This window comes from Aeromonas sp. 95A, from assembly GCF_051919235.1.
In the GTDB taxonomy this organism is placed as follows: domain Bacteria; phylum Pseudomonadota; class Gammaproteobacteria; order Enterobacterales; family Aeromonadaceae; genus Aeromonas; species Aeromonas veronii.
In genome coordinates, this window is sequence record NZ_JBQBFC010000001.1 from 2,191,251 (window position 1) to 2,202,286 (window position 11,036).

12 protein-coding genes are annotated in these 11,036 nt (G+C 50.3%); 2 read left to right on the plus strand and 10 right to left on the minus strand.

Features of this window, described 5'->3' with window-relative positions; genetic code table 11:
* Nucleotides 1–96: 96 nt before the first annotated feature.
* The 4 genes from luxS to ACTG2U_RS09775 are packed head-to-tail and all read right to left on the minus strand — an operon-like array spanning nt 97 to nt 3,248.
* Complete coding sequence (gene luxS, locus ACTG2U_RS09760; protein ID WP_005340462.1) at nt 97–606, minus strand: S-ribosylhomocysteine lyase; 510 nt, start codon at nt 604–606, stop codon at nt 97–99.
* 18 nt (nt 607–624) lie between these two features.
* Complete coding sequence (locus ACTG2U_RS09765; protein ID WP_272951253.1) at nt 625–1,218, minus strand: transglycosylase SLT domain-containing protein; 594 nt, start codon at nt 1,216–1,218, stop codon at nt 625–627.
* 59 nt (nt 1,219–1,277) lie between these two features.
* Nucleotides 1,278–1,616, minus strand: coding sequence for a nitrogen regulatory protein P-II (gene glnB, locus ACTG2U_RS09770; protein ID WP_005308848.1), 339 nt, complete (start codon nt 1,614–1,616; stop codon nt 1,278–1,280).
* A gap of 9 nt (nt 1,617–1,625) precedes the next feature.
* Nucleotides 1,626–3,248, minus strand: a complete 1,623-nt coding sequence (locus ACTG2U_RS09775; protein WP_182933465.1) for an NAD+ synthase — start codon at nt 3,246–3,248, stop codon at nt 1,626–1,628.
* 23 nt (nt 3,249–3,271) lie between these two features.
* Here ACTG2U_RS09775 and ACTG2U_RS09780 point away from each other — a divergent pair, with 23 nt between their 5' ends.
* Nucleotides 3,272–3,931 carry a GspH/FimT family pseudopilin gene (locus ACTG2U_RS09780; RefSeq protein ID WP_232254377.1) on the plus strand — a complete coding sequence of 220 codons (660 nt, stop codon included), beginning with the start codon at nt 3,272–3,274 and terminating at the stop codon, nt 3,929–3,931.
* 98 nt (nt 3,932–4,029) lie between these two features.
* On the plus strand, nt 4,030–4,557 hold the full coding sequence (locus ACTG2U_RS09785; protein WP_075113929.1) for a GspH/FimT family protein: 528 nt from the start codon (nt 4,030–4,032) through the stop codon (nt 4,555–4,557).
* Nucleotides 4,558–4,584: 27 nt separating this feature from the next.
* Here the strand turns inward: ACTG2U_RS09785 and tapY2 are convergent, their stop codons facing one another.
* The 6 genes from tapY2 to ACTG2U_RS09815 are packed head-to-tail and all read right to left on the minus strand — an operon-like array spanning nt 4,585 to nt 10,947.
* On the minus strand, nt 4,585–4,866 hold the full coding sequence (gene tapY2, locus ACTG2U_RS09790) for a type IVa secretion system protein TapY2 (protein ID WP_058053944.1): 282 nt from the start codon (nt 4,864–4,866) through the stop codon (nt 4,585–4,587).
* The gene (locus ACTG2U_RS09795) at nt 4,863–8,516 is read right to left on the minus strand and encodes a pilus assembly protein (protein ID WP_439974413.1); all 3,654 of its coding nucleotides are present in this window, start codon (nt 8,514–8,516) and stop codon (nt 4,863–4,865) included. The genes tapY2 and ACTG2U_RS09795 overlap by 4 nt, the downstream gene beginning before the upstream one ends.
* 10 nt (nt 8,517–8,526) lie before the next feature.
* On the minus strand, nt 8,527–8,964 hold the full coding sequence (gene tppD, locus ACTG2U_RS09800; protein ID WP_075113927.1) for a type IVa pilus pseudopilin TppD: 438 nt from the start codon (nt 8,962–8,964) through the stop codon (nt 8,527–8,529).
* Complete coding sequence (locus ACTG2U_RS09805) at nt 8,961–9,956, minus strand: PilW family protein (RefSeq protein WP_439974415.1); 996 nt, start codon at nt 9,954–9,956, stop codon at nt 8,961–8,963. The genes tppD and ACTG2U_RS09805 overlap by 4 nt, the downstream gene beginning before the upstream one ends.
* A complete protein-coding gene (gene pilV, locus ACTG2U_RS09810) occupies nt 9,953–10,519 on the minus strand; it encodes a type IV pilus modification protein PilV (RefSeq protein WP_255912261.1) in 567 nt (188 codons plus the stop codon). Before pilV ends, ACTG2U_RS09805 begins: the two co-directional genes overlap by 4 nt.
* Before the next feature lie 2 nt (nt 10,520–10,521).
* Nucleotides 10,522–10,947 carry a type IV pilin protein gene (locus ACTG2U_RS09815; protein ID WP_255912262.1) on the minus strand — a complete coding sequence of 142 codons (426 nt, stop codon included), beginning with the start codon at nt 10,945–10,947 and terminating at the stop codon, nt 10,522–10,524.
* Nucleotides 10,948–11,036: the final 89 nt, after the last annotated feature.

Below are 11,036 nucleotides of genomic sequence, written 5' to 3' on the forward strand. Positions count from 1 at the left end.
GATCGGGCGGAATGTTAAAAGAGCCGGTCAGCATGGCTGACCGGCTCTTTTAACATTCCCTGAAGAGGCTATCCGATGAGCAACAGATCATCCGCCTCACAGGCTCTTCAGTTTTTCTTCCGGCAGTGCCAGCTCGTCGTTGTGGTTAACGCCGATCCCGCGCTCCAGCACATGACGGGCGATGGCGTGCGCCTCTTCCAGCGAGTGCATGCTGTAGGTGCCGCACTGATACTCGTTCAGCTCGGGGATCTTGGCCTGATCCTGCACGGTCAGCACGTCGCTCATGGCCGCCTGCCAGGCTGCGCCAACACGGGCTTCGTCCGGCGCGCCGATCAGGCTCATGTAGAAACCGGTACGGCAACCCATGGGGGAGATATCGATGATCTCCACGCCGTTGCCGTTCAGGTGATCACGCATAAAGCCGGCGAACAGGTGCTCCAGAGTATGGATACCGCGCTCGGAGAGGATCTCCTGGTTCGGCACACAGAAACGCAGGTCGAACACGGTAATGGTGTCCTTGTTCGGGGTCTGCATGGTCTTGGCCACACGCACCGCTGGCGCTTCCATACGGGTGTGGTCAACGGTAAAACTGTCCAATAACGGCATTTCTGACTCCTGATTTGGTTACCAGAACCAGCCCCCGCGGGAGAGCTGATCCTTGCATTGACGGTACTGGGCGCCGTAGCGCTGGGCGCGAGCCTCTACCTTGCGAGAGGTCTTCATCAACCACCCCTTGCTGCGATAGCTGCCACGCCGGTAGCCACCCCACCCTTCGTGATAGTTGAGGTACTGGCCATAGGCATCCCACTTGGAGGTGCCATTGAGCCGCTGAGCTTTGTTAGTGTACCAACCCATAAAATCGATGGCGTCGGCAAAGTCATCGCGATCACTCCAGCTATTGCCGGTCTCTCGCTGGTAATCGGCCCAGGTCTCGTCTTTCACCTGGGCATAACCATATGCCGAACTGGCCCGCCCGGTCGGGATGAAGAGGAAATACTGCATCGGCGGCTGAGCATCATGTACGTACGAGGACTCCTGATACATCATGGCCATCACCACATGGATCGGCGTCCCCCACTTCTCGTTCATCTTGAGCGCGGCCTTGTGCCAATCAGGCTTCTCGCGAAAGATCTGGCACAGATTCTCCGGCTGAGCCGGTGGACGGGTACTACAGGCGGTCAGGCCCGCCAACAGGCTGGCGACCACAGCAAAACGCATCCACCCCATCAAATGAGGTCGCGCTTCACGCCTCTGGTCAGGTAAAGAGATAGCCAAGGTCAGATCGCGTCTTCGTTCTCTTCGCCGGTACGGATACGAATGACACGCTCCACCTCGCAGACGAAGATCTTGCCATCACCAATCTTGCCAGTACGAGCGGTGTTCTGGATCGCTTCCAGACAGGCATCGAGATCCTCATCCTGCACCACCAGCTCCACCTTCACTTTCGGCAGGAAGTCGACCATATATTCGGCGCCGCGATAGAGCTCGGTATGGCCCTTCTGGCGGCCGAAGCCTTTGACTTCGGATACGGTCATGCCGTTGATGCCGATCTCGGCCAGGGCCTCGCGCACATCGTCCAGCTTGAACGGTTTGATGATGGCTTCAATCTTCTTCATGGTGACTCCTTACCAGTTCTGTTTGCCGAACCCGGATGTAATGGGGTAACGGCGATCCTTACCAAAGTTGCGAGCCGTAATGCGGGGCCCGACCGCCGCCTGACGGCGCTTGTATTCGTTGAGATCCACCAAGCGGATCACCTTGCGCACCACCGCTTCCTCGAACCCTTCTGCCACCATGTCGGCGACCGAGGCATCCTCTTCCACGTAACGCTTGAGGATGGCATCCAGGATGTCGTATGGCGGCAGGCTGTCCTGATCCACCTGATCCGGTGCCAGCTCCGCTGAAGGAGGACGGTCGATAACCCGCTGTGGGATCACGTAGTCGACCGAGTTGCGATATTCGCACAACTTGAATACCAGCGTCTTGGGCACATCTTTCAGCACATCGAAACCGCCCGCCATGTCACCGTACAGCGTGGCATAACCGACCGCCATCTCGCTCTTGTTGCCGGTGGTCAGCACGATGCGACGACGCTTGTTGGAGAGTGCCATCAGCAGCACACCGCGGCAGCGCGCCTGCAGGTTCTCTTCGGTAGTATCACGGGCCGTGCCTTCAAACAGCGGCGCCAGCTGGGTCATAAACCCTTCGAACATAGGCTCGATGGAGATGATGTTGAATTCAACCCCCATCCGCTCGGCCTGCTCTTTGGCATCTTCCACACTCATCTGGGCGGTGTAGCGGAACGGCATCATCACCGCCTGCACCTTGTCGGCGCCGATGGCATCGGCCGCGATGGCCAGGGTCAGTGCCGAGTCAATGCCGCCGGAGAGGCCCAGCACTGCGCCGTGGAAGCCGTTCTTGGTGACATAGTCGCGCACCGCCAGCACCAGCGCCTGATAGGTCTCGGCCAGCGGCTCCAGCGGCGCAGCCGGTTCACACTCTTTCACCGGCTGACCATCGACAAAGCGCACCAGCGCCAGCTCTTCGGCAAACGGGGCGAGCTTGTGGGTTAACTCACCCTGACTGCTGAACACCTTGGAGCAGCCGTCGAAGATCAGCTCATCCTGGCCACAGACCTGATTGAGGTAGACCAGCGGCAGACCGGTCTGATCGCAGCGCTCAGCCATCAGCTCGCGGCGGATCCAGGGTTTCTCCTGATCGTAGGGCGACGCATTGATGGTGAGCAGCAACTCTGCCCCAGCCGCCTTGGCGGCCAGCACCGGGCCCGGCTGCCACAGGTCTTCGCAGATGAGCAGCCCCAGCTGATGACCACGGAAGGGGACCACACAGGTCTCGGTCGCCGCGGTGAAATAGCGCTTCTCATCAAACACGCCGTAGTTGGGCAAATCCTGCTTGAAGTAGCGGGCAATCAGCTTGCCGTGCTCATAGAGGGAAGCCGCATTGTAAAGCGCCTCCCCTTCACGCCAGGGATGACCCACCAAAATGGCACAGTTACCCTGCCATGCGGCAACGCGAGCCAGCGCGGCATCGACCCGGATCATCAGATCGGCACGCAGCAGCAGATCTTCCGGCGGATAGCCGGTCAGGGCCAGCTCGGAGCAGACCAGCAGATCAGCGCCTTGCTGCTCGGCCTGAGCCGCCGCAGCGAGCACTTTGTCAGTGTTATCTTCGATGGCGCCTACCGTCAGATTCAACTGGGCAAGCATCAGAGAGAGGGCTTTTGCCATGGCGATGCATCTTAAAATCAAAAATGATGGGGAATGATAAAGAAAAGGGGGGCAATCTGCCAGTTCAAGACGGGCGTAACCATGTGACAGCAATCAGCGGGAGAGATAAGCTGTATGTAGTCACGGAACGACAGGCCTTCGCAGATATGAAAAACGCCGGATTTACCCTTATGGAATTGATGATAGCCATTGCGCTGGGCGTCATTCTGCTGGGGATTGGTATTCCGTCCCTCTCTAACCTGCTTGGCAGCAATAATTTGGCGACCCAAGAAAAGAGCCTTCTCAACCACTTAAACTACGCCAGACAACAAGCCATCTCCAACCAGCAGACCGTCACTCTTTGCCTGACCACTCTCAACAATGCTACTGAGGAGTGCATACCAGCAGCTCAACATGGTGCGAATCGGCTACTCGCCTTTATCGATACTAATGGCGACCTGAAGCTTAATGGTAACGAAGCAACTATTGCTGCCAGTCCCGAATTTCCTGCAGAACTGACCATTTCCGCCGATGCACAGGCGCTGCGCTTCAACCCGGTCGGCACCATAACGGAAGTCCCGCCTGATGAAGCCAATATTGAAGTTATATTTTCGCTTTGTATTAGCGGTGAAAATAGTGTGACGATTGATGTAATGCATGCTGGACGTGCCCATAGCCAGGCAAGTGGTGCTGTATGTCCATGACCAGCGTTAACTACAGCGAAACACACACGATCACAAAAGGATCCATTTCAATCCAATAACTATGCTTAGAGTCTCTTTTGAACAAGGACTCATACGCTATGGCACGAAATGGATTTACCCTGCTTGAGTTTTTGATATCTGCAAGCCTGACAACCATCCTGCTGACCTTGGGACTGCCGTCATTGGCAAATCTGCTGACATCTACCGACAGCGACATCTACACAAGAAACCTGCAGGACCACCTGATCTTCGGCCAACGACAAGCCATCACACTGCAGCAACCAGTCACAGCATGTCTTGCCATGCCTGTCAGGAACTCCACAAAAGAAAGCTGCGTACTCGCAAATCATGCTGGCGCCCAGCGAATGCTTGTCTTTATCGACACCAATCAGGATCGCCAATTCGATATTGCAAATGGCGATGTCTTGTTATCAGCAACAGAACCCTTTCTTGAAAAACATACCGTCACTGCCAATCGACAATTTGTACGTTTTAGCCCGGATGGCACAGCGATTGGCACCAACATGACGCTCCGGTTTTGTAGCGACCAGGCACCCCGAATCGATATCATCATCTCGCCATCCGGTAGAAACAGAAGCGAAAAAAAGGGGCTGAGTTGTTCTTAGCCCCTATACCCTACTCTCCCAGCAGCATTATCTGGGTTGGATTTCATCTTGCTTTTTTGCATCAGCCAGCGAAAAGGTGGCGGCCAAAGGAACACACTCGATTACCTCTGTGACAAGATGCACCACTCCATCAATCTCATAACCTTTCTGTTTAAACACCCTGACCAGATTTGCCTTGCTGGTATCAGCGACCGGTTGCTGCAACACCATCTGCACGCCACCTTCCAGAGTGACATAACATTTTATGTCTTCAGTTTGAGCCTGAACCAACAAGGGCAAGCCCACACACCAGAGCAGCATGCGTTTCATCCCTGTTCTCCTTCATAGAGATAGATTTTCTTGGGAGACATATCCATTTTTGCCTCCTCCGCACCTTGAGAGCACTCACCTTCACCGGTACAACGTTCAGGCTCTCCCTGCCCCTCATCTTTAAGGATGACCTCCTTGCCCGGAGCACCACCTATAATTCTAATCCGGCCATCATCCCCACCATGAATAACCAGATCATCAGCAACTTTATTTTGCACCTCTACGTAACGCTGAATAACTTCCTGATTGTTGCTATCCAGCACATATTTGAACGAAGTACCGTAGTGCATATCAATCATATACTGGCGCATGGCACCGATTGATTGAATCGTACATTGCTGGAAATCCTGAACCTGAGGCAGGAAAGAGGTGAAATAGAGCTTGCCTTGCAACACCAAACCAGCCCCCATTGATTTTTCACCGCTTTCATTGAGCCAGAATTTCCATCCCAACTTGCTGGTCAAAACCTTGGTTGTATTTACGATCTGATCTTCATTCAAACCAATAAATGGATCGCTGGTCACATCATAAAGATCATCTAACGTAATGACAGAAGGATTTTCATTAGTATCTGGGTCTATGCCAAACAGGGTCGGATTGACATTGTAGTCACGTAGCATCACATACACATTTTGGGTTGTCGCTTCCGAGGAAGGACGATTTCTATCACCACTGCCTATCAATACAGCATCAAACGGGCGCTCACTGTAGAGATAATTGGTGCCATCATATTTCCAGCCCTTGTTGATGGTGCGCACCAATACGGGCTGAGTAAAGAAGCGACGGTCGTCTGCCAGCTTCTTATCATTCCCACTTAAATGGGCATTACCCAAACTGGCAAACTTGATGGCCGTCCATTTTGATTTATCTTCTCCTTTCATATCGATACGCCAGATCTGGCCGCCGGTATCACCCGCATAGATCCGATCTGTAATACCATCCCCATCACTGTCCAGCACGGAGACCGAGCCTGGCATGCTGTAAACCATGCCCGCGACTTGCTTATTCTTTGCACTGGTTTCATCCGGGGTAAAGCTGAATAACAGACCCCCTGTTTCAGCATCAACGATATAGACCCCCAGTCCCTCACTATCCTCATCCCCCTGCCCCAAATAGCTTTTGGCCTGATCGTACCCCCCCGAGAAAATCAAGACAGGCTTATAGGACTTTTTACCATTGACTACTATGGAATAGCCTGGAATAAATGCGACCTCGGGGATAGACCAGGTTTCACCTAGCTTGCCAAAGCCAGCGTTATTTTTATCCAGCCGCCACATTAGCGAGGGGGAATCCGGATTGGATATATTCAAAGCATAATATGCCTTGCCACCGCCCCGCAGCCCGGTAAATAACCATACTTTATCACCTTGTGACGACTTGATATGACCATCTTTGACTTGCTCATTGACCAGCACAGTGGGTGATGAATCTACACCATATAGATGTACCGATGATTCACGATTTTCCTGCAAGGCTTTCTGATTGGCGATAAATTGATATGGCATGATTGCCCAGCTCTCATCAACTGAGGTTATGCTGTCTTTGAACATATGCAAGAAACCCGTATTGGTCCCCATCACGATTCGCAGGTCAGGGTTACACGACGTTTGTCCGGTCAATACCGTGCAACCATAATTTATCACCAGCGGCCTTGAATGAAGAGGATCCCCAAGAATATCCTCACGAATTGTCGTTGTGCTATCACTATCCTCATTAAATGCATCCAGACCTTTCGCCCAACCAATAATGCTATCGATATTATCATTACTGCCCAGCCCCATCACTGTGCGAAGTTGCTCAACCCCACCAGCCATATTTTCAAGCGCTGACTTGCTAAATACACTTAATGTATTGGTGGAAGGGGGAATCACAGAAATATTGCGATTGGTTTTAGCTGCCAGCATCTCCTGTACTCCACCCTCGGCAACCTTGTTACCATCACGGGTTGAAGACCAATATGTTTTAGCTGCCTCAAGGATAGTTCCGTTACCAGAGATAGCAGGTAAGCCACGCTGATCCACCACATATCCATTTTTAGGGTCGAGCACCAATTTTTTAAGATTACCCTTCCATCGCGGGCCTGCCCCCGGTTCAAACATGGCGTAGTAAATATTATTAAGACTGCGAGTGCGATCAAAGTTATTGGTGGCAATGGCGGGTGAGACCAGCGAGGTATTCATCTTCAAGATAGCCAGCAATGATGATTTTAATGCTTCGTTAAGTTGGGTTGCATCAGTGGCAGGATAATATTTTCCACCGCCACGACGAGCGGTTTCTGCCAACAAAGCTCCCGCACCATTAATTGCTTCATCCCCAAAACCAACAGTAAATGTTGTGACTGTTTGAATACCATCTGCAGATGTATTGACATCACTTTTCTTCATATAAGCAGCCAACGCCGCCAGATAGCTTTTTTCCCCTGACGAACCATAACCAACTGCAGTTTTATCAGCAGCGGGCAAGCTATTAATCATATTTGAAATCAGGGTATCGGCAGCAGTGTCATAGGTTGGTTCACCATCTGTCATATAGATGATATAGCCATTGTTGGAGCATTTATCATACGGGGATTTATAGGTCCCGGCTGGTGACTCAGCATTGGAATCACGCTTGGGGTTACGGTTGGTATCATCATCGCCAAAATTGACACTCAAACCACCGAAATAACGATAGGCTTCATATAATGTCTCACACAAAGGTGTCCAGGTATCCGAACTCAGAGCATTCACTTTATCGATTAGATCTTGCGCACCTGTTTTTCCTGAGGACAATATTGCATCATTACCAATAATATCTCTAATTATCCTGCCGCCATTTTTACTATTTGATGCATTACCATCATTGTAATTAAATACCGCCAGACCGAAATCAACAGCAGGCGTTGCCAGTACCAGCTCTTTTACCGCATCCTGGGCAACTTTTAAACGGGTCTGCATAGATACCCCTGTAGCGCCATAGTACCAACGTACATAGTTTGCAGTAAAAATTGAAATCTGTGTGGTACTACCATTTAAGGGCTTGTTATCGGAATTGTCATAGCTTTTGGTGTAATACCAACTTCCTTTTGTCGATCTAGTTTTATTTACTGGTAATCCTTCTATAAAACCCTGCGTATTAATCAGAACCCCTTCATCAATATCCTGTTGGCAGTCAACAACTGATAGTTTGCCATCAGTGACATCATTCAGTGAAAGCCAACTACCTTTCCCATCACCAGGTGGGCTTCCTGATGTTACCTCGTACCCCCACACCCTTGACTGAAACCGACCAATGCTATTTAGAGTATTCTTAGATGTCGCACAAGCATTTAATACCTCGCGGAATCTCTTGATACTGTTGATAGCAGGCACTTTTCCATCAGTAGAAAAATAAATGAAGCGACGACTGTTATTAACATCAGGATCATTAGGTAAGGATGGATAATTAAAAGATGGGTTATAAGGTTCTTTGGCTACTTCAGTCGTATTCTTCATACTCCCTGAGTTATCAAATATAAATAGAACCTTCGGTCTAAAATCACCCGCTTTAGCAAAGTCATAAATAAACAACTCGGTATCATCGGAATAACCAGTCCCTACCGCCATGGATGTGCTGGAGATACTGCTACATAACACCAGCAAGCTTGTTAGCAAACAGATCCTTATGTTCATAACTTGCTCCCTAATTGGCACTGAGCAGGGGTTGTTCTACCCCGGCGGTAAAGGCCATTTGGCTATTAACTTTGCCATAAGCACTGGATGTAGTGGCTTCAGCATAACGACAGGCTGGTGTTACATTCTGGCTACTGGCTTCAAATTTGCGTTTGCATACACTTTCGGTATTGATAGTCAGGGTGGTCGCAGGAGTGGTCGTACCGATTGCAGCTGAAGTGCCAATAGCCTGCGTTGCAATTTGTGTTGAGAGAGAAGTGTCACCCAATGCAGACTCCAGGGTGCCTTCAACTTCGTGTTCTGCTCGTTGCAAACTGGCGCTAGAACTGGCCATTTTCAGACTCATACCGCTGGACTGCATGACGACTACGGCAATCAGAGTCAAAGGAACCAGAATGACCAGTGCGACTATCAACGCAACTCCCTGATGTTTTTTAACCGATCTCATGTTCCACCTCGGGTAGCTATTTGTTGATTACGTAGTGCAATACTACTTTCCAATAACAGACGGCGATAACCATCACCTCCACCATTGACCGTAATATTACCGAGTTGATAGCTATTGTTATTCTTATAGCGACTTGACTCCCGAGCAGCTCTAATCAGCAAGAAAAGCCTAGCCCCCAATACTCGCCCCTCATTCCAGCGCTGTGTTGTCATTTGGTCCGTTGACATATATCTGTCTATACGTCCATCAGGGATCAAGGTATCGTCAACTCCATACATCAGAACCATATGTTCAACGCCTTCGGCCATAGCACCACCAATCAGAGAAGAACCACCATTGACGGTCAAATAGCGCTTGCGTAAGACAGGAATACCATCTTCTTGTGACAGGTAATAAATATAGTGCTGGTATTCCCAGACCTGGCTCTCATTATTGGCACCAAAGAGTGGTCTGGTTTCGCTTCCCTTGATGACTCTCGCCTCCTGACTATTGGCTGCCATATAAAAGCGGTTTGTATCCAATCCCTCTGATGCTGGTATAGGACGCCCTACCAGTCGCTTGATACTGATTACATCCGAGTTTGCCACTCGGTCGTTGGCATCAATACAAGTAAAACCACTCAATCCCTTACTTGCGGAAACCCGTGAAACCCAAAGCCCGCGAATTGGCCCAAGAGGTGATGGCAAACTACCGACAGAGCGCTCATCCAGACAATCACTGGCTGATAAAATGGTACTGCCAGTGCTGAGCGACAGTGAGGAGCCAACTTGTGTTGACTGGCCGGTATAAGCTCCAAAAAAACCAGCCCATTTGATATCTTGGCTAATCAGTCGAATGGCCAATCGACCATTTTCCTGTAATTCACTTTGATCAAAGGCATCTTCAGAGCTGGAGCGAGACATTACAAAGACCGAAAAAACTCCCGCCAATAAGAACAGTCCCATCGTCATGGAGATAAGCCATTCAACCAGAGTAAATCCATGAGATTTCATAAGGTTGTCGTCAAAATAAACTGACGCCTCGCTGCATCGCTTGTTTTAGATAACTTACACTCGTTGATCAGCGTCACTGCCGCAGCGGCAGCCCCCCCATCAGATATCTCTTGTTTGCCAGCCCAGAATATCCCGACCGCCAGCACATTATTGGCCCGCCGCACCACGCAGCCTATAGGTGAATTCAAGGAAGATGCCGCACCCGAAACACTGGTCCCAAGCAAGGCTTGTTGCCAGTAGTGCAGGTCGGCATTACGTAAATCTGCAGCACTGCAATTACTGATAGTGCCATCTTCCGATGCGCAAGTCGGTCGAGTTAAATTAGAGGCAAGACTTACCGCTGCAGAGCTTTCTTCACTCCAGCTGTCCCTGTTGATCCGCACCCGCTCGACCATATCGTTAGCCAGCCAGCTGGCGATGGTACGCTGGCGAGCTTCATAACTGGCAAATTTGGAATGGGTTTGCAAGGCAACCAGACCGAGCAGCCCCAGCGACAGGATCACCGCAGTGATCATCACCTCTAATAGGCTAAATCCGGCAGATGAAATAATCGATGATTTCATATTCACTCCCAACACCCATCAACTTTATTACCGACCTTATCTTCGGCATCTTTTTCTTTTTGCTTATTTCCTTGATTAATCATGAATTTAAAACAGCGACTATCAGCCTCCTGAGCTCCCGAAGCGGTTGCTGTCAAAGTAAAGTTAGGGCTAGGGACTCCTGCGGAAATACTAATATCTAAGCTATAACGGGCATCGGGCTCAAGCACGATGCCTAGGTCGGTAATCGACGAAGCATACTGATTGAAATCCATAAAATAGGTTTCTTGCCGATTGGCCGCATTGAGCAGCATGCTCTTGGCTTCGACACGATGACTGGTCAGCACATATTGCTGATAGGCGGGATAAGCGATGGTGCCAAGAATCGCCACGATGGCGATGACAATCATCAACTCAATAAGAGAAAAGCCACGAAAGTATCCAATCATATCCCATCCTTGGTGACAGACTGCTTCATAAGTTTAACGCCGAGCCTGTCTCTTGAACAAACCCGGCGTCATTATCAACACACTTTATT

Excerpts from the sequence above, each read along its gene's own strand:
- luxS (WP_005340462.1), bottom strand. The coding sequence starts at position 606 with ATGCCGTTATTGGACAGTTTTACCGTTGACCACACCCGTATGGAAGCG.
- ACTG2U_RS09765 (WP_272951253.1), bottom strand. The coding sequence starts at position 1,218 with ATGCGTTTTGCTGTGGTCGCCAGCCTGTTGGCGGGCCTGACCGCCTGT.
- glnB (WP_005308848.1), bottom strand. The coding sequence starts at position 1,616 with ATGAAGAAGATTGAAGCCATCATCAAACCGTTCAAGCTGGACGATGTG.
- ACTG2U_RS09775 (WP_182933465.1), bottom strand. The coding sequence starts at position 3,248 with ATGGCAAAAGCCCTCTCTCTGATGCTTGCCCAGTTGAATCTGACGGTA.
- ACTG2U_RS09780 (WP_232254377.1), top strand. The coding sequence starts at position 3,272 with ATGATGGGGAATGATAAAGAAAAGGGGGGCAATCTGCCAGTTCAAGAC.
- ACTG2U_RS09785 (WP_075113929.1), top strand. The coding sequence starts at position 4,030 with ATGGCACGAAATGGATTTACCCTGCTTGAGTTTTTGATATCTGCAAGC.
- tapY2 (WP_058053944.1), bottom strand. The coding sequence starts at position 4,866 with ATGAAACGCATGCTGCTCTGGTGTGTGGGCTTGCCCTTGTTGGTTCAG.
- ACTG2U_RS09795 (WP_439974413.1), bottom strand. The coding sequence starts at position 8,516 with ATGAACATAAGGATCTGTTTGCTAACAAGCTTGCTGGTGTTATGTAGC.
- tppD (WP_075113927.1), bottom strand. The coding sequence starts at position 8,964 with ATGAGATCGGTTAAAAAACATCAGGGAGTTGCGTTGATAGTCGCACTG.
- ACTG2U_RS09805 (WP_439974415.1), bottom strand. The coding sequence starts at position 9,956 with ATGAAATCTCATGGATTTACTCTGGTTGAATGGCTTATCTCCATGACG.
- pilV (WP_255912261.1), bottom strand. The coding sequence starts at position 10,519 with ATGAAATCATCGATTATTTCATCTGCCGGATTTAGCCTATTAGAGGTG.
- ACTG2U_RS09815 (WP_255912262.1), bottom strand. The coding sequence starts at position 10,947 with ATGATTGGATACTTTCGTGGCTTTTCTCTTATTGAGTTGATGATTGTC.